At 63.0% G+C, this 21,628-nt stretch carries 19 protein-coding genes and 1 other RNA gene; 5 read left to right on the plus strand and 15 right to left on the minus strand.

What is annotated here, in order from left to right; translation table 11 throughout:
* Positions 1 to 103: 103 nt before the first annotated feature.
* The 13 genes from rfaD to gyrA form a co-directional block, all read right to left on the minus strand.
* Complete coding sequence (gene rfaD / locus WBR68_RS04775; RefSeq protein WP_127183801.1) at positions 104 to 1,093, minus strand: ADP-glyceromanno-heptose 6-epimerase; 990 nt, start codon at positions 1,091 to 1,093, stop codon at positions 104 to 106.
* The gene (gene rfaE1 / locus WBR68_RS04780) at positions 1,090 to 2,031 is read right to left on the minus strand and encodes a D-glycero-beta-D-manno-heptose-7-phosphate kinase (RefSeq protein ID WP_050447863.1); all 942 of its coding nucleotides are present in this window, start codon (positions 2,029 to 2,031) and stop codon (positions 1,090 to 1,092) included. The genes rfaD and rfaE1 overlap by 4 nt, the downstream gene beginning before the upstream one ends.
* On the minus strand, positions 2,028 to 3,242 hold the full coding sequence (gene lapB, locus WBR68_RS04785; RefSeq protein WP_050447862.1) for a lipopolysaccharide assembly protein LapB: 1,215 nt from the start codon (positions 3,240 to 3,242) through the stop codon (positions 2,028 to 2,030). Before lapB ends, rfaE1 begins: the two co-directional genes overlap by 4 nt.
* Before the next feature lie 60 nt (positions 3,243 to 3,302).
* On the minus strand, positions 3,303 to 3,617 hold the full coding sequence (locus WBR68_RS04790; RefSeq protein ID WP_050447861.1) for a LapA family protein: 315 nt from the start codon (positions 3,615 to 3,617) through the stop codon (positions 3,303 to 3,305).
* A 139-nt stretch (positions 3,618 to 3,756) separates the two neighbouring features.
* Positions 3,757 to 4,116, minus strand: a complete 360-nt coding sequence (locus WBR68_RS04795) for an integration host factor subunit beta (protein ID WP_050447860.1) — start codon at positions 4,114 to 4,116, stop codon at positions 3,757 to 3,759.
* 3 nt (positions 4,117 to 4,119) lie between these two features.
* Positions 4,120 to 5,832 (minus strand): 30S ribosomal protein S1, encoded by a 1,713-nt coding sequence (rpsA, locus tag WBR68_RS04800; protein WP_006225145.1) that lies wholly within the window; start codon positions 5,830 to 5,832, stop codon positions 4,120 to 4,122.
* A gap of 267 nt (positions 5,833 to 6,099) precedes the next feature.
* Complete coding sequence (gene cmk / locus WBR68_RS04805) at positions 6,100 to 6,804, minus strand: (d)CMP kinase (RefSeq protein ID WP_050447859.1); 705 nt, start codon at positions 6,802 to 6,804, stop codon at positions 6,100 to 6,102.
* Positions 6,805 to 6,816: 12 nt separating this feature from the next.
* The gene (aroA, locus tag WBR68_RS04810) at positions 6,817 to 8,139 is read right to left on the minus strand and encodes a 3-phosphoshikimate 1-carboxyvinyltransferase (protein WP_050447858.1); all 1,323 of its coding nucleotides are present in this window, start codon (positions 8,137 to 8,139) and stop codon (positions 6,817 to 6,819) included.
* A 5-nt stretch (positions 8,140 to 8,144) separates the two neighbouring features.
* The gene (locus tag WBR68_RS04815; RefSeq protein WP_230693628.1) at positions 8,145 to 9,047 is read right to left on the minus strand and encodes a prephenate dehydrogenase; all 903 of its coding nucleotides are present in this window, start codon (positions 9,045 to 9,047) and stop codon (positions 8,145 to 8,147) included.
* Positions 9,044 to 10,165, minus strand: coding sequence for a histidinol-phosphate transaminase (hisC, locus tag WBR68_RS04820; RefSeq protein WP_050447856.1), 1,122 nt, complete (start codon positions 10,163 to 10,165; stop codon positions 9,044 to 9,046). Before hisC ends, WBR68_RS04815 begins: the two co-directional genes overlap by 4 nt.
* Before the next feature lie 9 nt (positions 10,166 to 10,174).
* Positions 10,175 to 11,260 (minus strand): prephenate dehydratase, encoded by a 1,086-nt coding sequence (gene pheA / locus WBR68_RS04825; RefSeq protein WP_050447854.1) that lies wholly within the window; start codon positions 11,258 to 11,260, stop codon positions 10,175 to 10,177.
* Complete coding sequence (gene serC / locus WBR68_RS04830) at positions 11,253 to 12,383, minus strand: 3-phosphoserine/phosphohydroxythreonine transaminase (RefSeq protein ID WP_050447853.1); 1,131 nt, start codon at positions 12,381 to 12,383, stop codon at positions 11,253 to 11,255. The genes pheA and serC overlap by 8 nt, the downstream gene beginning before the upstream one ends.
* On the minus strand, positions 12,383 to 15,067 hold the full coding sequence (gene gyrA, locus WBR68_RS04835) for a DNA gyrase subunit A (RefSeq protein WP_050447852.1): 2,685 nt from the start codon (positions 15,065 to 15,067) through the stop codon (positions 12,383 to 12,385). Before gyrA ends, serC begins: the two co-directional genes overlap by 1 nt.
* Before the next feature lie 412 nt (positions 15,068 to 15,479).
* Here gyrA and ompA point away from each other — a divergent pair, with 412 nt between their 5' ends.
* From ompA to ssrA, 5 genes are all read left to right on the plus strand, one after another.
* The gene (gene ompA / locus WBR68_RS04840; RefSeq protein WP_050447851.1) at positions 15,480 to 16,061 is read left to right on the plus strand and encodes an outer membrane protein OmpA; all 582 of its coding nucleotides are present in this window, start codon (positions 15,480 to 15,482) and stop codon (positions 16,059 to 16,061) included.
* A gap of 151 nt (positions 16,062 to 16,212) precedes the next feature.
* On the plus strand, positions 16,213 to 16,941 hold the full coding sequence (ubiG, locus tag WBR68_RS04845; RefSeq protein ID WP_230693629.1) for a bifunctional 2-polyprenyl-6-hydroxyphenol methylase/3-demethylubiquinol 3-O-methyltransferase UbiG: 729 nt from the start codon (positions 16,213 to 16,215) through the stop codon (positions 16,939 to 16,941).
* Positions 16,938 to 17,612: an HAD-IA family hydrolase gene (locus WBR68_RS04850; protein ID WP_050447848.1), complete on the plus strand. Its 675-nt coding sequence runs from the start codon at positions 16,938 to 16,940 to the stop codon at positions 17,610 to 17,612. Before ubiG ends, WBR68_RS04850 begins: the two co-directional genes overlap by 4 nt.
* 420 nt (positions 17,613 to 18,032) lie before the next feature.
* Entirely contained in the window at positions 18,033 to 19,211 is a 1,179-nt protein-coding gene (locus tag WBR68_RS04855; protein WP_050447847.1) for an MFS transporter, read from the plus strand.
* Positions 19,212 to 19,302: 91 nt separating this feature from the next.
* Positions 19,303 to 19,692, plus strand: a transfer-messenger RNA (tmRNA) gene (gene ssrA, locus WBR68_RS04860).
* 168 nt (positions 19,693 to 19,860) lie between these two features.
* On the opposite strand, the gene WBR68_RS04865 is transcribed toward ssrA, so the two are convergent.
* Both WBR68_RS04865 and WBR68_RS04870 read right to left on the minus strand, forming a co-directional pair.
* Entirely contained in the window at positions 19,861 to 20,397 is a 537-nt protein-coding gene (locus tag WBR68_RS04865; protein ID WP_255695873.1) for a YidB family protein, read from the minus strand.
* Complete coding sequence (locus WBR68_RS04870) at positions 20,394 to 21,626, minus strand: lytic murein transglycosylase (RefSeq protein ID WP_370641196.1); 1,233 nt, start codon at positions 21,624 to 21,626, stop codon at positions 20,394 to 20,396. The genes WBR68_RS04865 and WBR68_RS04870 overlap by 4 nt, the downstream gene beginning before the upstream one ends.
* Positions 21,627 to 21,628: the final 2 nt, after the last annotated feature.

Raw genomic sequence — 21,628 nt, forward strand, 5'->3', positions numbered from 1 at the left:
AAATGATCCACCTCGGAAACTACGTGGGCGCATCAGCCGTCAGGCAAGAAAAAGCCACCTCAAAGGGTGGCTTGTGTCTTGCTGGCGGGGCGTAATATCCGGGTCAGCCCCGCGCGCGCCAATACCGAACGTATTCGGCCACGCCGGTCTGCACGTCGCGCATCGGCGCCTGAAAGCCGGCCGCCCGCAGTTGCGACACATCGGCCTGCGTATAGCTTTGGTAGCGTCCCTTGAGGTCATCGGGGAACGGGATATAGCGGATCAGGTCCAGCTCAACCAACTGCGCCAAGCTCAGTTCAGCGTCTCCGTTCTCGCCGCGCAATGTGTTCACGACGGCCGCGGCCACATCGTTGAAGGGCTGCGCCCGCCCCGTGCCGCAATTAAAAATACCGGATTGCTCGGGGTGATCGAGAAAGTGCAGATTGACCGCCACCACGTCTTCGACCGAGATGAAGTCGCGGCTTTGGCCACCATCTACATAACCGTCCCAGCCCGCGAACAGCCGCACGTGGCCGTGCTCCAGGAACTGGTTCATGTTGTGGAACGCCACCGAGGCCATGCGGCCCTTGTGCTGTTCGTGTGGCCCGTACACGTTGAAATAACGCAGGCCCACGACTTGCGCGGTCAGGCTGCCCATGCGCTTGCGCAGCACCTGGTCGAACAGCAGCTTGGAATAGCCGTAGACGTTCAACGGCCCTTCGTTGGCCGGGTCTTCCACATACACCGACGACGCGCCATAGACGGCGGCGGACGAGGCGTACAGGAACGGAATGCGACGCGCCTGGCAGAACTCGAACAGTTCAAGCGTGACGCGGTAATTGTTGTCCATCATGTAACGGCCGTTGCGCTCGGTGGTGTCCGAGCACGCACCTTGATGCAGCACCGCACGCACCTCGGGCAAACTTCCGTCGGCAACGCGGCGGCGGAAGTCGTCCTTGTCCATGTAGTCGGCGATCTGGCAATCGACCAAATTGACGAACTTGTCGCCCTCGGTCAGATCGTCAACCGCGATGATGTCATGGATGCCGCGGCGGTTGAGTCCGCGCACCAGGTTGCTGCCAATGAAGCCCGCGGCTCCGGTTACGACGATCATGAGGTTTCTCCTGCCAATTCCGCGGCGGTGACGACGGACGTGCCCAGCTTGCCCACGGCGATGCCGCCGGCCTTGTTGGCCCAGCCCATCGACTCGGCCCAGGGCAGGCCAATGGCGCGTGAGACCGCCAGGGTGGCCAACACCGTATCGCCCGCGCCGGACACATCAAACACTTCGTGCGCCTGCGCGTCGATGTGGTCGCGTCCCGCATCGGTAAACAACGTCATACCTTGCTCGGAACGCGTCACAAGCAAGGCTTCAAGATCAAGATTGGCGCGCAAGCGTTGCGCGCGGTCGGTCAATTCAGCTTCGGAATTCCAGCGGCCCACGGCTTGCTGCATTTCCGCCCGGTTAGGGGTGACCAGCGTCGCGCCACGATAGCGCGAATAGTCATCGCCCTTGGGGTCCACGAGCACTGGAATGCCGGCATGGCGGGCCATGGACACGAGAGATTCGACGCGCGTCAGCACGCCCTTGGCATAGTCCGACAGCACCACCACATCATGGTTGGCCAGATGCCGGGCCAGCGCGGCGTCCACGCTATCCAAGGCGGCAGGTTCGGGATGCTGCTCGAAGTCCACGCGCAGCAATTGTTGCTGGCGGCCCAGCACGCGCATCTTCAGCGTGGTATGCAAGGACGGGTCGGCAATCAGGTCGGCATGGATGCCGGCCTCGGCGGACAGGCGGCGAATGCTGTCGCCCGCCTCATCTTCGCCCAACACGCCCACCAACGTCACCTGGCCGCCCAGCGCCGCAACGTTGCGCGCTACGTTGGCGGCGCCACCCAGGCGGTCTTCACGGCGCGCAACGCGCACCACGGGCACGGGCGCTTCCGGCGAGATGCGTTCGACTTCACCGAACCAGTAGCGGTCCAGCATCACGTCGCCAACCACTAGGACGCGGCTTTGCGAAATGGCTTCGGCGGGGAAAGGCTTCATTCAAGTTCTTCCAGGCGGCGCGGCGCATAGGTCTCCCAGGCGTTGCAGCCGGGACATTGCCAATAAAAACGACGCGCTTGAAAACCACAACTGCGGCACGCATAGCGGTCCAGTCGTTGCGTATGCTTGTGAATCAGGCTGCGCAGCAGCGTCAGGTCGGCGCCGGGCACCGGCCCCTTTTCGGCGCCACCTTCCGGATTGGCCAGTTCGGCTTCCAACAGACGGTCCAGGCCCAGCAAGGACGGATGACTGCGCAATGCGCCGCGCGCAAACGTCCATGCCACCTCCGACCCCTGCTGCGCGCGCAATTCGCGGAACACCACGTTGAAGAGGTCCAACGAGGCGTGGCGCTGATACTGCTTCAGCAGGAAATCCAGGCCTGCCTCGATCTGATTGGCGGCGCGATAGTTCGCCAGCAATTGTTCGGCGACCAGCCCCGCGAATTCAGGCGCGTCGGTCATGACCGATTCCAGATAGAGCCGCTCGCGCTTCGGGTCCTGCTCAAGCAATGCCAGGCGGGCGCGCAGCATGGCGGTGCGCACCATGGCGCCCTTGCCCACCGAGGTATCGGTGGTCGACAAGGCGTGGTCGGCGGCGTCCAGCGCCTTGTGTGCCGCATCCACATCCGCGGGCTTGGCCGACAGCGCGGTCTGCGCCTGTTCGCAGTAGTAGTGCACGATTTGCGGCACCGGCTCGTCGACCAGGCCCTGCAAGGTCTTGACGGCTTCGATGGCGCGCGGCCAATCGTGCTCGGACTCAAAGATGCGAATCAGGGAACGCAAGGCCGGCAGAGCGTAGCGCGTGTCCTTCAACTGCTCGAAACCGCTTTCAGCGCGGTCCAGCATGCCGGCTTTGAGAAAGTCCTGGGCCAGCTCATGCTGGGCGTGTTCGCGCTCGGCGTCGGGCAGGTCGGAACGGCTGAGCAGGCTTTGGTGCACGCGGATGGCGCGCTCCATTTCTCCGCGCCGGCGGAACAGGCTGCCCAATGCGAAGTGCAGCTCTGTGGTTTCCGGGTCCAGCTTGGCGACTTCGACAAAGGCGTCGATTGCGCGATCCGGCTCTTCATTGAGCAGGAAATTCAGCCCGCGGAAATAGGAGTCAGGCAGGCTGCGGGTTTCCCGAAGCATCTGCCGAATATCGAAACGCGCGGCCAGCCAGCCCAGCGCGAACAACACCGGCACGAAAATCAACCACCAAGGTTCAAAATCCACGGTTCGGGCTCTTGCGGTAATTCAGTGCGGTATGCGGGACTTGCGGTGTTTGGCTCGCCATCAGAGCGGCGACATCGGTGCAACGGCTTCGGGCGGCACGACGGGCGTGGTGCCGTTGACGGCGGCCTGGACGCGGTCCAGCTCGCGGCGCAAGCGTATGGCTTCGCGGCGGCGACGCATGGCGGCAGGCACGGTCAACAACAGGCCGAACAAGGCGCCAGCCACAAACACAACCAGCATCACGACGATCAGCGGCACGTCTTGCACGACGTAGTCCGCGTAGAACTTCACGGCAACCGGATCGGTGTTCTTCAAGGCGAACATCAATACCGCAATAAACACGAGCAATCGCAGGGCCCAGACGAGATAGCGCATGACGCATGCTCCAGAGATTCAAGACGGTCAATTGTAAGCGACGTCTTAACCGTCCAAGGAAAAAAACAAAGCCCCTTGATTTCTCAAGGGGCCTGTTCTCGGTCCGATCTGCCCGTAGGCAGCCTTACTAGCCGACTCGTCAGTGCATGGCGTGCAAACTTGCCATTGACGTCATCGGCTCACCCGACTCAGAAGACTGGGCGTCCTCATCGTTGCCGCCGACCAGGTCAACCCGCTCGCGCAATTCCTTGCCCGCCTTGAAGTGCGGCACCTGTTTGCCAGGCACCAGCACTTGTTCGCCAGATTTCGGATTGCGACCGATGCGGGGAGACCGCTGCGACAACGAAAAGCTGCCAAAGCCGCGGATCTCGATGCGCTGACCCGAGGCCAGGGCCTGGGTCATTGCATCCAACACGGTCTTGACGGCGTAATCGGTGTCGCGGGCGGCCAGCTGAGGATAGCGGGCCGCCAAGGCGGCGATCAGCTCCGACTTGGTCACGAATTAACCGTCGTTGCGCTGTTGGTCCAGCTTGGCCTTCAGCAGCGCGCCGAGGTTGGTGGTGCCGGACGAAGCGCTGGCGTCGGACATGCGCTGGATCGTATCGGCGGTTTCGGCGTTGTCGCGGGCCTTGATCGACAGTTGGATCGAACGCGTCTTGCGGTCGATGTTGACGATCATGGCTTCGATGTTTTCGCCGGCGTTCAGCACGGTGGTGGCATCTTCAACGCGGCCCGAGGAGATCTCGGAAGCGCGCAGGTAACCTTCAACGTCCACGGACAGCGTAACCACGGCGCCCTTGGCTTCGACGGACTTGATGGTGCCCGGAACAACCGCGCCCTTGTCAAACGTGGCGACGAAGTTGTTGAAGGGGTCGCCTTCCAGCTGCTTGATGCCCAGCGAGATGCGTTCCTTGTCGGTATCGATGCCCAGAACCACGGCTTCGATCTCGTCGCCCTTCTTGAAGTTGCGCACGGCTTCTTCGCCCGTTTCCGTCCACGACAGGTCGGACAGGTGAACCAGGCCGTCGATGCCGCCAGGCAGGCCGACGAACACGCCGAAGTCGGTGATCGACTTGATGGCGCCGCGGACCTTGTCGCCGCGCTTGAAGTTCGTGGCGAACTCTTCCCACGGGTTTTGACGGCACTGCTTCATGCCCAGCGAGATACGACGACGGTCTTCGTCGATTTCCAGGACCATGACTTCGACTTCTTCGCCCAGGGTAACAACCTTGCGCGGGTCGACGTTCTTGTTGGTCCAGTCCATTTCGGAGACGTGAACCAGGCCTTCGATGCCGGCTTCGACTTCAACGAACGCGCCGTAGTCGGTCAGGTTCGTGACCTTACCGAACAGGCGGGTGCCTTGCGGGTAGCGGCGAGCCAGGCCCACCCACGGATCTTCGCCCAGTTGCTTGACGCCCAGCGAGACGCGGCTCTTTTCCTGGTCGAACTTGAGGACCTTGGCTTCGACTTCTTGACCCACTTGCAGGACTTCGGACGGGTGACGCACACGACGCCATGCCATGTCGGTGATGTGGAGCAGGCCATCGATGCCGCCCAGGTCAACGAACGCGCCGTAGTCGGTGATGTTCTTGACCACGCCCTTGACCACAGCACCTTCGTGCAGGGTTTCGAGCAGCTTTTGACGCTCTTCGCCCATGCTGGCTTCCAGCACCTGGCGACGCGACAGCACAACGTTGTTACGCTTGCGGTCGAGCTTGATGACCTTGAATTCGAGGGTCTTGCCTTCGTACGGGGTGGTGTCCTTGACCGGACGCAGATCCACCAGCGAACCCGGCAGGAACGCGCGGATGCCGTTGGTCATGACGGTCAGGCCGCCCTTCACCTTGCCGGTGATGGTGCCGGTAACCAGTTCGCCGTTTTCCAGGGCCTTTTCCAGCTGCAGCCAGGCCGACAGGCGCTTGGCGCGGTCACGCGACAGGATGGTGTCGCCGTAGCCGTTTTCCAGGGAATCGATGGCCACCGAGACGAAATCGCCGGGTTGCACTTCGAGCTCGCCCTGGTCATTCAGGAACTCTTCCAGGGGGATCAGCGCTTCGGACTTCAGGCCGGCGTTGACGACGACGAAATTATGGTCGACGCGCACGACTTCGGCGCTGATGACCTCGCCGGACTTCATGTCCTGGCTCTTGAGGCTTTGTGCGAAAAGGTCGGCGAAGCTTTCGCCGCCGGTGGCGGTAGTGGAAACGGAAGACATGGGGTTGAAATCCATTGGGCCGAAATGGCCGTTAAGAACACACCGCAGCGGATTGCCCGCCACAGTGGAGTCAAAATACCTGCCTGCCGGTTTGCCCTGCGGGGTGGCCCGTGGGGGTTGCGCCTGGCTAGGACAGGGCCTAATCAAGTAAAACTTGGCCCGGACCTTGCACGTTCGTTACACGTTGCACTGTCCGGGCGATTTTGCAGCGCAAATTCTGGTAAATCAGCCGTCGCCCGGGCTATTTGCCTAAGCTGCTTGCCTAAGCTATTTGCCTGAGTTACTTGCTTTATTGCCAGCCTGCTGCCAAAAATCCAGTATTGCCTGCACCGTTTCTGCAATCGTCAAATCAGACGAATCCAGCACGTGTGCGTCTGCTGCGGGAGCCAGCGGCGCCGTGGCGCGTTCGGTATCGCGGGCGTCTCGCTCGCGCATGTCTCGCAGAAGGTCGTCTAGATTAGCAGAAATTCCCTTTTCGATCAACTGCTTACGCCGCCTCTCCGCCCGGGCCACCACGTCGGCAACCAGGAACACCTTAAGGGACGCATCGGGGAACACCACGGTGCCCATGTCGCGACCGTCCGCGACCAGCCCAGGCGGCAGCCGAAAGGCACGCTGGCGCTCAAGCAAGGCTAGTCGCACACCGGGAAATGCCGCCACGCGGGAAGCAAAATTGCCGACTTCCTCACGACGGATGTCGTGGCCCACATCCACACCCGCCAGATACACATGCGGGCCGTCGAAGCGCACATCCAGAGTTTCGGCCACACGCGCTACGCCAGGTTCGTCGTCGGCGGACACGCCTTGCTTGAGAGCGGCCAAGGCGGTCAGGCGGTACAACGCGCCGCTGTCCAGGACAGCCCAGCCCAGCGCCTTGGCGACGCGATGCGCCACCGTGCCCTTTCCGGATGCGGTGGGGCCGTCAATCGTGATGACGGAGACTGAAGAGTCGGTCGGGGAAGTCGAATTCATGTGGGCAGTGCGCTAAGCCGAGACCAGGCTGCTGTAAACATCAAAATAACCCGGGAACGTCTTGCTGACGCAACCGGGATCCATAATCCGAACCGCCGCCGGCCCGAACGCGGCCAATGAGAAACACATCGCCATGCGGTGGTCATCCCAGGTGCCGATGTGCGCATCGCGCCAGGCGTCCTGCGAGGGCGGAATGACTCGCAGCCAATCCGGCCCCGATTCCACCTGCGCGCCCAGCTTTTCAAGCTCGGTCTGCATGGCGTGAATGCGATCGGTTTCCTTCACGCGCCAACTGCCGATGTTGCGCAACAGGCAGGGGCCGTCGGCATAGAGCGCCAGCGCCGCGGCGGTCATGGCGGCGTCCGGGATCAGATTGAAATCCGTGTCGAAGGCCTTCAGGCGAGCGCCGTCGGCCACGCGAACTCCGGTAACCTCGATCCAGTCAGGACCGTAGGCCACGTTGGCCCCCATTTGCGCCAACGTATCGGCAAACGCGACGTCGCCCTGAATGCTGTCAGCGCCCACACCCGTTACTCGCAACGGGCCGCCGCCGATCGCACCAAGCGCCAAAAAGTAGGACGCCGTCGAGGCATCGCCTTCCACCGCAATCTGCCCTGGGCTGCGATAGCCTGCGCCGCCGTCGATCACAAAACGGCTCCAGCCATCGCGCCGCACCTGCACACCAAAGCGTGCCATCAGATTTAGCGTGATCTCAATGTAAGGTTTGGAGATCAGTTCGCCTACCACCTCAATCGTCACCGGTTTACCGCTAAGGCCGGCCTGCAATGGCGCCGCCAGCAGCAAGGCGGTCAAGAACTGGCTGGACACCGAACCCTGTACGCGCGCCACCGCGTCGTCCGAGATCTGGCCGCGGCCAATATGCAACGGCGGATAGCCCGGCTGCCCCAGGTAATCAATACGGGCACCCAGTGCATTCAAAGCGTCCGCCAGATCGCCGATGGGTCGTTCATGCATGCGCGGCACGCCCGACAGGCGGTAATCCCCGCCCATGAGCGCCAGCGCGGCAGTCAGGGGACGTATCGCCGTGCCAGCGTTACCCATGAAAAGATCGGCACTTTCGACCGGGAACCGCTGCACGCCCTGCACGGTGACACTGCCGGCATCCAGTTCGGATACCTGCACGCCCAACTGACGCAAGGCGCCAAGCATGACGCGCGTATCGTCGGAATCCAGCAGCCCGGTAATCGTGGTGGCGCCCTCGGCAATTGCCGACAGCAGCAACACGCGATTGGAAATGCTCTTGGAACCCGGCAAGGCCATCACACCCTGCGCTTGGCGCACACACGGCAGGTCCAGATAAGGCAAAGCGCCCATTTCAGCTACTCCTTGCGCCAGTTACGGCGCGCTTGCGCCGCCGTATCCAGCAATGCCAGCAACGTCACGTCATCGCCGTCGGCAATGGCGCGTTCGGCACGATCCAGCACGGCGCGCACGTCGGCAAGCTCGGCCAGCATCGCATCGCGATTGGATAGGAAAATATCGCGCCACATCTCCGGCGAGCCCGCCGCGATGCGCGTGAAATCACGAAAACCACTGCCCGCGAGGTCAAGCCGGGTGCGGGCGTCAGCGGCCGTGGCCACCTGCTCCATATAGACCGACGACAGCAGGTGGGGCAGATGGCTGACAGACGCCAGCACACGGTCGTGCGCGCCAGCATCCATATCGATCACGCTCGCGCCGCAGGCCTGCCATGCTCGGCGCACCTGGTTGATGGACGCGGCGCAGTTCTCGGCAAGCGGCGTCAGGATGACCGTGCGGCCGGCGTAGAGCTTGGCATCAGCGGCCTCGGGACCCGTGCGCTCGGCGCCTGCGATCGGATGACCGGGCACGAAGCATCCGACCCGCTCGCCCAGCGCCTCACGCGCGGCGTCGACGACTTCGGCCTTGGTGCTGCCCGCGTCGGTCACCACGGTGGCCGCGCCCAGGTGGGGCAGCATTCTCGACAACACGTTTTTCAGGCCGCCAACCGGCGTGGACAACAGGACCAGATCAGCGCGCGCCGCAGCGTCTTCGGCGCTGACAGCCTCATCAATAAGGCCCAGTTCGACCGCCCTAGCCAGCGACGCCGCGTTGCGCCCAACCCCCAGCACACGGCCCACCTGCCCTGCCCGACGTAACGCCGCGGCGAACGACCCGCCGATCAGGCCAACGCCCACCACGGCCAATACAGGAATCAGGGGGCCAGCGGCCCCCTGATCGGTAGAAGGTAACGCGTCGTTCATGTGGCCAGAATGTCGGTCAGGGCATCAATAAAGCGGGCGTTCTCTTCGGGCAGGCCGATCGACACGCGCAACCATTCCGGCAGACCGTCACCCGCCACGGGGCGCACGATCACGCCGCGCTTGAGCAATTCCAGATTGATGCGGGGCGCATCGCCCACATGCACCAGCACAAAATTACCGTAGCTGGGCACGTAGCGCAGCGCAAGGCGGTCAAATGCGGCGCACAGTTGCGCCTTGCCCGACTTGTTCGACGCATAGGCTTCTTCCAGGTATGCGGTGTCGCCCAATGCGGCAATCGCGGCAGCCTGCGCCAGCGTGTTGACGTTGAACGGCTGACGCACGCGATTCAGCAAATCAGTCAGCGGCGGCTGCGACACCGAGAAGCCCACGCGCAGCCCCGCCAGCCCATAGGCCTTGGAGAAGGTGCGCGAGATGATCAGGTTCGGGAAACGGCGCGCCAGCGCGGTGCTGTCGAAGCGGTATTCCGGATCCAGGTATTCGTTGTAGGCCTCGTCCAGCACGACGGTGACGCGGTCGCCGTGGGCGGCATGCACACGCTCCAGGAACGACGTGACCTTATCGCCCGACACAAAGGTGCCCGTGGGATTGTTAGGGTTGGCAATGAAAAGCAGACGCGTGTCGTCGGCGATGGCGTCGAACATGGCATCCAAATCATGGCCATAGTCCTTGGCCGGCACCACGATGTGGCGCGCGCCGCGCGCTTGCGTGGCCAGACGGTAGACCGCGAACGAATGTTGCGCGTACACCGCTGACGAACCCGGCTCCAGCAAGGCCAGCGCCGCGATCTCCAGGATGTCGTTCGAGCCGTTGCCCAAGGTGATCCAGTTCATCGGCACGCCGTAACGCTCGGCCAGCGCCGCCTTCAGATCAAACCCATTGGGGTCCGGATAACGGGCCAGGGACTCGGCCGCGGCCAGCATGGCCGCGCGCGCCGACTTGGGCATGCCCAGCGGGTTTTCGTTGGAGGCCAACTTCACGATGCTGGCCGGGTCCAGCCCGAATTCACGGGCCAGTTCTTCAATGGGCTTGCCCGCCTGATACGGCGCGATGGCGCTGACGTGCGCGGGGGCAACGAGGGGCTTGGATGCGGTGGTCATGGTGTGGACTCACGGCGCCGGGTAGGAACCCAGCACCTTCAGGTAGGCAACCTGCGCCTGCAACGTGGCAAGGGCGCGCTCAACGTTCGGATCATTGCGGTGACCCAGCACGTCTACGTAGAAATAATATTCCCATTGGCCGGTGCGCGCGGGGCGCGACTCGAAGCGCGTCATCGACACGCCGTTGGCCGCCAGCGGCGCCAGCATTTCGTACACGGCGCCCGCGCGGTTGGGCACGGCCAGGATCAGGCTGGTCTTGTCCTTGCCACTGACCAACGGCTGGATGTTGCCGATGGCCAGGAAGCGAGTGCGGTTGTGCGGATCGTCCTGGATGCCGGACGCAATCACCTGAAGATTCCAGGCGGGCGCGGCCACTTCGCCGGCGATTGCAGCGATGGTCGGGTCCCCCGCCGCGGCGCGCGCCGCTTCGGAATTGCTGGACGCCGCGACGCGGTCCACATCAGGATAGTTGCGCGTCAGCCAGCCCTGGCACTGGGCCAGCGCCTGCGGATGCGCCGAGATGGTCTTGACGCCGTCCATGCTGCCCGATTGCGACATCAAGCAATGGCGGATCACCAGCGAACGCTCACCCAGAATGGTGAGCGGGGTGTTCAGCAGCAGGTCCAGGCTGCGGTTGACTGCGCCTTCGGTGGAATTTTCCACCGGCACCATGCCCACATCAGCCTGGCCGGCCTCAACCGCGCGAAACACCTCATCGAACGAGACGCACGGCAGTTTCTGCACTGCGTGGCCGAAATGCTCCAGCGCGGCCTGCTCGGAAAACGAGCCTTGCGGGCCAAGATAGGCAACGGTCATGCCGCGTTCCAGACCACGGCAGGCCGAGATGATCTCGGTCCACACCGACGCCACGCCCGCATTCGGGAAAGGGCCGGGGTTGATCTGCTGCAAACGGCGGATGACCTCGGCCTCGCGCTCGGGGCGCAAGACCGGGCCGTCGGCTTGTGCCGCGTGCTTGGCCTCGCCCACTTCCAGCGCGGCACTGGCGCGCTGCGACAAGAGATCAAGAATTTGCGCATCCAACGCATCAATGCGTTCGCGCAAGGGGCGCAGCTTGCGCTGCAGATCGTCATCCATAGCGGCGCTCGAATTCCTTCAGGTACTCGACCAGCGCCGCCACCCCGGCAAGGGGCACGGCGTTGTAAATGGACGCGCGCATGCCGCCCACGCTCTTGTGCCCTTTCAACTGGGTCAGACCCGCTGCGTCGGCGCCTTGCAGGAAGGCATCGTTCAGCGATTCGTCGCGCAGCACAAACGGCACGTTCATGCGCGAACGCACCGGCGCATGAATGGGATTGCGGTAGAAATTGCTGCTGTCCAGATAGCCATACAGCAGGTCGGCCTTGGCCTTGTTGGCGGCTTCCATGCCCGCCACGCCGCCATTGGCCTTGACCCACTTGAACACCAGGCCCGCGACGTAGATCGCGAACGTGGGCGGCGTGTTGTAGCGCGAATGCTCGGCGGCCACGTTGGCGTAATCGAACGCCGACGGGCAGATTGGCAAGGCGTGGCCGATCAGGTCGCGGCGAGCGATGACCATGGTTACGCCTGCCGGGCCAGCGTTTTTCTGCGCACCGGCATACACCATGCCGCAGCGCGTCACGTCCATCGGACGCGACAGGAAATGCGACGACGCATCGACCACCAGCGGAACGTCCGGCGCGCCCAGCGCGGCGGTGTCGGGCCAGTCCATGAACTCGACGCCGCCTATGGTTTCGTTGCTGCACAGATGCAGGTAGGCCGATTCCTTGCGCACGTTCCAGGAGTCGACCGGCGGCACCCAGGTCAGCGGCGCCTGTTCGCGGCCATCCAGCTGGATGGCTTGTTCGCTACTTGCCGCGACATGAGTGCTGCCGTAGCGGGCCGCTTCCTTGTAGGAACGCTTGGACCAATGGCCCGTCACGACGAAGTCGGCGGCCGGTGTGCCGCGACGCCCCATGAGATTCATGGGAACGATGGCGTTTTCCCCGGAACCGCCGCCTTGCATGAACATGACTGCGTAATCGGCGGGCAAGCCCAAAAGATCGCGCAGATCGGATTCAGCTTCGTCGCAGATCTGCACGAAGTGCTTGCCGCGATGAGACATTTCCATCACCGACATGCCACTGCCATGCCAATCCAGCATCTCAGCTGCTGCTTGCTGCAATACCACCTCGGGCAAGGCCGAGGGGCCTGCCGAGAAGTTCCAGGGGCGGGCCATTATTGCTCCGTAGGTTCCGTCGAATCCGTCGAGTCCGCTGCGCCGTTGCTGTCGTCGCCGCCTTCCGTCGCGCCGCCTTCGGCCTGGACGTCTTCGTCCAGTTCACCGTCGTCGTCCGCATCGCTTTCCACCACACGACGCACACCGGACAGCGTGCTGCCGTCATCAACGTTGATCAGCGTGACGCCTTGAGTCGCACGGCCCATTTCGCGGATTTCCGCGACTCGGGTACGCACCAGCACGCCGCCGGTGGTGATCAGCATGATTTCGTCGGTCGGGTTGACCAGCACCGCGCCCACCACCTTGCCATTACGCGAGGTGGTCTGGATGGCGATCATGCCCTTCGTGCCACGACCGTGGCGGGTGTATTCGCCGATCGGGGTGCGCTTGCCATATCCGTTTTCGGTGGCGGTCAGCACGGTCTGCGTTTCGTCGCCGGCAACCAGCAACGCGATGACGGTCTGCGTTTCTTCCAGCATCATGCCGCGCACGCCACGGGCGTTGCGGCCCATGGGGCGCACGTCGTTTTCGTCAAAGCGCACGGCCTTGCCCGAATCCGAGAACAGCATGACATCGTGCTTGCCGTCGGTAAGGTCTGCGCCGATCAGGTAGTCGCCATCGTCAAGGTCGACGGCAATGATGCCGGCCTTGCGCGGGTTGGAGAAGTCGGACAGCGGGGTCTTCTTGACCGTGCCGCGCGACGTCGCCATGAAGACGTAGTGATCTTCGCTGAATTCCTTGACCGGCAGCACCACGGTGATCTTCTCGCCGTCAGCCAGCGGGAACATGTTCACGATGGGCTTGCCGCGCGAGTTGCGCGTGCCCTGCGGCACTTCCCAGACCTTCAGCCAGTACACGCGGCCACGGTTCGAGAAGCAGAGCAGGTAGTCATGCGTGTTGGCAATGAACAACTGGTCGATCCAGTCGTTTTCCTTCATCGCCGTGGCCTGCTTGCCGCGTCCGCCACGCTTTTGCGAGCGGTATTCGGACAGGGGCTGGCTCTTGATGTACCCGCCGTGAGACAGGGTCACGACCATGTCGGTGGGCGTGATCAGATCTTCGGTGTCGAGCTCGGTCGCGTTCAGTTCGATTTCCGAACGGCGCGAGTCCTTGGTGTTCGTCGAGAACTCGGCCTTGATGGCCTGGAGTTCGTCGCTGATGATGGTCGTGATGCGCTCGGGGCGGGCCAGGATGTCGAGCAGGTCGGCGATGGTGGACATGATGTCCTTGTATTCGCCGACGATCTTGTCCTGCTCCAGCCCGGTCAGGCGTTGCAGGCGCATGTTCAGGATTTCCTGAGCCTGCGTATCGCTCAGGCGGTACATGCCGTCGCCTTGCAGGCCGAACTCGGTGCCCAGGTCGTCCGGACGGAAGGCCGCCCGGCCTCCCGGCGTGTCGCCGTCGGCGCGCGACAGCATCTCGCGCACCAGCGACGAATCCCACGACTTCGCCATCAATTCCTGGCGCGCGACGGGAGGCGTCGGCGCGGCCTTGATGATGGTGATGAAATCGTCGATGTTGGCCAGCGCAACGGCCAGACCTTCCAGCACGTGGCCGCGTTCGCGGGCCTTGCGCAGTTGGAACACCGTGCGGCGCGTGACCACTTCGCGGCGATGCTGCAGGAAGTAATCGATCATCTGCTTCAGGTTGAGCAGGCGGGGCTGGCCATCGACCAGCGCCACCAGGTTCATCCCGAAGGTGTCTTGCAACTGCGTGTTCTTGTACAGGTTGTTCAGCACAACCTCGGGCACTTCGCCGCGCTTGAGCTCGATGACCAGGCGCATGCCGTCCTTGTCGGACTCGTCGCGAATATCGGAGATACCTTCGATCTTCTTGTCGTTGACGAGCTCGGCAATGCGTTCCTGCAGCGTCTTCTTGTTGACCTGGTAGGGGATGGCGTCGATGACGATGGCTTGGCGGTTGCCCTTTTCCATGTCTTCGAAGTGCGTCTTGGCGCGCATGATGACGCGGCCGCGACCGGTGCGATAGCCTTCGCGCACGCCGGACATGCCATAGATGATGCCGCCCGTGGGGAAGTCCGGCGCCGGGATGATCTCGATGAGTTCATCGACCGTGCAGGCCGGATTGCGCAGGCAGTACAGGCAGCCGTCCACCACTTCCTGGAGGTTGTGCGGCGGAATGTTGGTGGCCATGCCCACGGCAATACCCGAGCTGCCGTTGACCAGCAGGTTGGGCAGGCGCGACGGCAACAGCAGCGGTTCTTGTTCGCTGCCGTCGTAGTTGGGGCCGAAGTCCACCGTTTCCTGGTCGATGTCGGCCAGCAATTCGTGGGCGATCTTCGCCAGGCGGATTTCGGTGTAACGCATCGCCGCGGCGTTGTCGCCGTCGATGGAGCCGAAGTTGCCCTGGCCGTCGACAAGCATGTAGCGCATGGAGAAATCCTGCGCCATGCGAACGATGGTGTCATATACGGACTGGTCACCGTGGGGGTGGTACTTACCGATAACGTCCCCGACGATACGCGCTGACTTCTTGTAAGCGCGGTTCCAGTCGTTGTTCAGCTCATGCATCGCGTAGAGCACGCGCCGGTGGACGGGTTTGAGCCCGTCCCGCACATCCGGTAGCGCCCGCCCAACGATCACGCTCATCGCGTAATCGAGGTAACTGCGGCGCATCTCTTCTTCCAGCGAAACCGGAAGCGTCTCCTTGGCAAAGGAATCCATATATATAACGACAGAATCGTGTAAGGAGGAACCCGGGCCGGGTAAACAGGAAATTCTATCATTCGATTCCGTTCCCGTTTGGCGGGGTTGCCGCAGTAGCCCGCTAGGCGCTCACCCGGCCTATTGATCAAGCCGCCTCTTTGGCCGCCCGATGGCGGCCTGCGGCCCTGTTGTCAAAAACCAACATGGGAAACCGAACGAGCGCCGAAAACGTCGTATCCAGCATTAATGCGCCTCTCCAGGGAAGCCAAAGGCCCCCAAATGCCTTAAGATTGTTTCCAGCACGCAGGAAACCCAGTAGCTAATACTTTGAACCAGCTCTTGGCGTTGCTATACTGGCCCCGTTTTCCTGATATGCGGCGGGGGTTCGCTGCGAGTCACTTATCCAGCTTCAAGCTCAACGAGGAGAAACATGAACAAACCCTCCAAATTCGCTCTGGCGCTCGCCTTCGCCGCCGTCACGGCCTCTGGTGTAGCTTCCGCGCAAACCGTGGACAACTGGCGCAACCCGTTCGGTGACGTTTGGAAAAACGGTACGAACGAACTGTGCTGGCGCGATGCTTTCTGGACCCCTGCCACCGGTATCCCCGGTTGCGACGGTGTCCCGGTTGCACAACAGAAGGCGAAGCCGGCCCCGATGGCGGCAAAGGTCGTGTTCAATGCTGACACGTTCTTCGACTTCGACAAGTCGACCCTGAAGCCCGAAGGCCGTCAATTGCTGGACCAAGTCGCCCAGCAAGCTCGCGGTATCGAGCTGGAAACCATCATTGCTGTTGGCCACACCGACTCGATCGGCACGGAAGCCTACAACCAGAAGCTGTCCGAGCGCCGCGCCGCTTCGGTCAAGACCTACCTGGTCAGCAAGGGCATCGACCCGAACCGTATCTACACGGAAGGCAAGGGTGAGCTGAACCCGATCGCTTCCAACAAGACGAAAGAGGGCCGTGCCCAAAACCGTCGCGTTGAAATCGAAATCGTGGGTAGCCGCAAGTAATTGCCGGACTAGCTACAATAAGGGGCCTCGCATAGCGAGGCCCTTTTTTTCGTCCGCTTCGCACCAATCTGGTGCCCTGGCGCGTGGCCTGCCCGGCAACGCGCGGCGGGCCCCTCTATATATATAGCGTCGCCTTTCGCTGGACCTTCCCATGACCACGCAAATTCACGACTCCGACCGCCCTGCCGTCAATGCTGATCAGGCTGAACTCGACAAGTTCAGCGCCTTGGCCAGCCGTTGGTGGGATCCCGAAAGCGAGTTCAAGCCGCTGCACGCCATCAATCCGCTGCGGTTGGAATGGATTCAGGAATGCGCGGGCAGCCTTGCCGGCAAAAAGGTGTTGGACGTCGGCTGCGGCGGCGGAATCCTGTCTGAAGCGATGGCGCGCGGCGGTGCGGACGTGACTGGCATCGATCTGGCCGACAAATCGCTCAAGGTGGCCCGCCTGCACGGCCTGGAGTCGGGCGTGAAGGTGGAATACCGCAAAGTGCCCGTGGAAGAACTGGCGGCCGAGCAGCCCGGCCAGTATGACGTGGTCACCTGCATGGAAATGCTGGAGCATGTGCCCGACCCCGCTTCCATCGTGCGTGCCTGCTCCACGCTGGTGAAACCGGGCGGCTGGGTGTTCTTTTCAACCCTGAACCGCAACGCCAAGGCCTTCCTGTTCGCCATCATCGGCGCGGAATACGTGCTGCGGCTGCTGCCGCGCGGCACCCACAGCTATGACCAGTTCATCAAGCCCAGCGAACTGTCCGCCGCGGCGCGCGCCGCCAGCCTGGAGCCCGTAAGCATGCGCGGCATGGAATACAACCCAATTACCCAGATTTACTCACTGTCGTCTGACACCTCGGTCAACTACCTGATGGCTACCCGCAAATGAGCGCCCTGATCCTGTTCGATTTCGACGGCACCCTGGCCGACACCGCTCCCGACCTGGCCGCCGCCGCCAATCAGCAGCGCACCCGCCGTGGTCTGGAACCCATGCCTTTCGAAGCCCTGCGCCCCGTCGCGTCGCAAGGCGCGCGCGGCCTGCTTCGGGTGGCCCTGGACCTGGCACCGGGCGATCCGGACTATGAGCCGACGCGCTTGCAGTTTCTGGAAGACTACGCAGCCAACTCCACCGTGCACAGCAAGCTGTTCCCCGGCATTGAGGAATTGCTGGCGGATATCCGCCGGCAGGGCATGTCGTGGGGCATCGTCACCAATAAAGTCACTTACCTGACGCTGCCCATCGTCGAATTCCTGGACCTGACCCGCGACAGCGCCGTGCTTGTCTGCGGTGACACCACGGCCCATGCCAAGCCGCATCCGCTGCCGCTGCAGCATGCCGCGCGGGAAGCCGGTTTTTCCACCGATCGTTGCGTTTACGTGGGCGACGACCTGCGCGACATTCAGGCTGCGCATGCGGCCGGCATGCCCGCCGTCGCGGCGGCGTATGGCTACGTGGGCGAAGACGACAACATCATCAGTTGGGAAGCGGAAACCTGCGCCAATACGCCTGAGGAACTTTGGGCGGCCATCCAGCCGTTGCTGCCCATCGACCTGCGCTAAAGGCGCCAGGCTTGGCGGACCGCAACGGTCCGCCGGCCCTCTTGCCATTCGTCGTACTGATTTCGTCGTGCTGATTCGTCCCGCCAGTCCCGCGTGCCAATGCCTGGCGCGAATTAGTGGCGCCTGGTAGCTGCCTCCATTAGTTGCACCCGGCGAACAATCTTTCCGGAATTGCACGCTTTATCCGGATTTCCAAGTCCCTTAAAGTGTGACCCATGCAAGGCGGTCGGGTACTTCCCGATTGCCGATCCGGCAGACGCCGGTGTTACGGAGCCTGCCTCCGCAACCACTCCCCCCCACGCCGACGGTTGAACACCTTCGTGCACCGTGCGCGGCCAATGCTTGCGCGCACCGACGACCTTTTCGCTGACAACGCCCCCCTCGCGCAACGCCATTCGGCATCGCGCCCATGGAATGCCTATGCTTTTGCCCATCCTGCTACTTTCTGCCGCCGGTTTTACGATTTTGACCACCGAATTCCTAATCGTCGGATTGTTGCCCGCCTTGGCCCGCGACCTGCAGGTCACCGTGTCCCAGGCCGGCCTGCTCGTTTCGCTGTTCGCCTTTACGGTGGCCGCTACCGGCCCCTTGCTGACCGCATTGATGGCCAATGTCGAACGCAAGCGGCTATTCATCGGGGTGCTGGTGTTGTTCGGCGTTTCAAACGCGGTTGCCGCCCTGGCGCCGAACATCTGGGTCATGGCCGTGGCCCGCTTTGTGCCCGCATTGGCCTTGCCCGTGTTCTGGTCACTGGCCAGCGCAACCGCCGTTGAGCTGGTGGGGCCAGCACGCGCTGGCCGGGCGATTTCCATGGTCGCTTTCGGTATTGTGGCGGCTACCGTGTTTGGCATCCCGATCGGGGTGTTGATCTCGGACGCATTCGGCTGGCGAGCGGCGTTCTGGGTACTATCGGCCGTGGCGTTCGCTAAAGCCCTGCTGTTGCTACTGGCCTTTCCCAGCACACGAATCCGCGCTGACAGTGTCAAATTGGTCACGCAACTGCGCATCCTGCGCAATCCGATCGTGCTGGGCCATGTGGTGCTGTCGCTGCTGGTGTTTACCGGCATGTTCACGGCCTACACCTATCTGGCGGACATGCTGGAGCGGCTGGCGGGCTTTGATGGGCAGATTGTCGGCTGGACGATGATGGCCTTTGGGGCGGTCGGCTTGATCGGTAACACGCTGGGCGGCCGCATGGTGGACCGCAGCCCCCTGGGCGCCACCGCCCTGTTTTCCTCGCTGATGGCAGCGGGACTGGTATTTGTGGCGCCGGTGATGCAATCGCATGGTCTGCTGGCCGTGGCGCTGGGCCTGTGGGGTATTGCGCAGGCGGCGCTTTTCATCGTTTGCCATGTGCGCTTGATGAAAGCGGCCCCCGAGGCGCCCGCCTTCGCGGCGTCGCTGAATATATCGGGTGCCAACATCGGGATCGGGCTGGGAGCCGTGGTGGGTGGCCATGTGATTGACCAGTACGGGCTGGCTTCGCTGGGTTGGGCGGCAGCCTTGATCGTGGCGATTTCAGTCGCGCTGGCGCTTGCGCTGATGCTCGCGTCGCGCACGCTGCCGTCGGCCAAACCTGCTTGCGCGAACGCCGCCTGACGCCCATTTGTGTCCGCCGCACCACGCCCAGGCGACGGGCGGCGGACAGTGCAGCAGGCTATGGCAATTACCAGTACAATAGAAAGTTCTTGGGGCCGATCCGGATTCGACGTGGGTCGCGAAACAACTCAGGGCATGCCGAGCACCAGTTCGCTCGTTAAACCACTGGAAACACTACAAACGCCAACGACGAGCGTTTCGCTCTCGCCGCTTAAGCGGTGAGCCGCTGCACTGATCTGTCCTTGGGTCAGGCGGAGGAAGGCAACTTCCTAGGGGGGTAACCCTCGAACCGCAGCAGCGACATTCACAAGGAATCGGTCTGCGCTGGGGTCACACGGCTCAGATTTAAATTACGTGAATCGCTTTGGTCCGGCCTGTCGGTTGGCTAAGTCCAAAGTTAAAACTAAATAAATCGACTACGCATGTAGAACTGATTGCAGAGGGCTTGCGGACGGGGGTTCAATTCCCCCCGGCTCCACCAAATTCCGCTTTATTGCACAGTGCTTAGCAAATGGCCAACTCTTCGGAGTTGGCCATTTTTTTGCCGATTCGCAACAGATGCCATGCCGGAAGAAACAAGCAGGACCCGGCTTGGCCAACACGGCGGATGAAAGCAGGCCATGCGTGAGGGGAAAGCCCCTTGCCGCCCTTAGCCGCGGTTTCCGAACATGCCGGACAGCGACGCCAGCAGATCGGTCGGGTTGAACTGCTGGCCGGGCTGCACTTCGCCTTCCGGCGTGGCCTTGTCCACCAATTGCGGCAGCAGCGAAGACAGCGACGCCAGCACCGAATCGGTGTCCTGCCCGGTCTTGGCGGACAGCTCGTTGACGACGCCGGGATCCAGCACGGAACCCAACTGGTCGGCGCTGACGGGTAAATTCTGGCCCGGGCCTACCCACGACGCCACCACTTCGCTCAAGCCGCCCTTCTGAAAGCTGGCGATCAGGCCGCTGAGGCCGCCCGGGTATTTGTTCAATTGCTCGATCAGCGCCGGCAGCAACGACGCCGAACCTCCTTGCTGACCGCCGCCGGCCATCGAGGCCAAGGTATCCAACAAGCTCATCGCAGCTCTCCTGAAAAGTCGGAAAATCAGTATAGGGCCGAGGCTGGCCCCGCACGTGTCAGGGTGGTTACCTGGCGCGGGATCTTTGCAAAACTTGTAAATTCGTCGGGTGGATACGGTCAACGCGGCGCGGGCGAGGCCGAGGCCCGCAGCGCCTGTAGCGCCTTCTGCCCCGCCCTTCCATCCGCCGGCAGACCCAGCTCGCGCTGGGCGGCCTGCAAGGCCTGGCGCGTGCGGGTGCCGACCATACCATCGGGTTCACCCAGCTCATAGCCTTTGGCGATCAAGAGGCGTTGCAATTCGCGCCGTTCCGCCCTGGACAAGCCAGGGTCGTCGGTGGGCCAGGGCTGTACCAGCGGCCCACCGCCGCGTAGCCGATCGGACAAATGGGCAATGGCCAGCGCGTAGCTTTCCGCGGCATTGTAGGAATACAGCGCATCGAAATTGCGCGTGACCAGAAATGCGGGCCCATTTCTACCCGCTGGCAGCAGCAGGCCGGCTGGCGTCTCGCCCCCGGGCAAGGCTAGGCCGTCCACGCGCGTCACGCCCTGTTTGACCCATGCCGACATCGGACGTTTGTTCTTGCGCCCCGCCCCCGCCGTGCTGAGCCCGGCAGGAAGGCGCACTTCATAGCCCCAGGTCAGTTGCGGATTCCAGCCCGCGCGCTTCAGGAAGTTGGCGGTGGAGGCCAGCGCATCGGGCACGCTATCGACCAGGTCGCGGCGGCCATCGCCATCGAAATCAACCGCCAGCCGCAGATACGTGGACGGCATGAATTGGGTCTGGCCGAACGCGCCTGCCCAGGACCCCACCAGCCGTTGCGGCGCGATGTTCTCGTCCTGGATGATCTTCAAGGTGGCGAAGAACTCGCCCCGGAAATACGCTTGCCGGCGGCCAAAGCACGACAGCGTGGACAAGGACGTCAGCAGCGGCCGGCCGCCCAGCGTGCGGCCGAAATTGCTTTCCACGCCCCACACCGCCGCAATGGTGGCCGGGTCGACGTTATAGCGCGAGGCCGCGCGCGCCAGCTCCGCTTGCCAGCGCGCCATGCCCGCCTGGCCGTCCGCCACCCGCTCGTCGTCCACCAGGCCCGCCATGTAGTCCCAGATGGGCGTCTTGAACTCGGGCTGTGCATCCAGCAGGTCTATAACCGTCATATCGGGCGACAGCCCGGCCGTGTGCGTCTCGAAGGTGGACGCGGACACGCCCGCTTTCTGCGCCGGGCCGCGCAATTGCGATAAGCAGGCGGCGTAGGCGTCGGCGGCACGTGCCGCCGACATCGGCAACGCCAGCACGACGCTGCAAAGCGCCAGGACCAGGAACGGCTTGCTTCTCGTAGCGGGGAACTTCATGC

This window comes from Achromobacter sp. JD-1 (assembly GCF_038594925.1).
Lineage (GTDB): Bacteria > Pseudomonadota > Gammaproteobacteria > Burkholderiales > Burkholderiaceae_B > Achromobacter > Achromobacter spanius_C.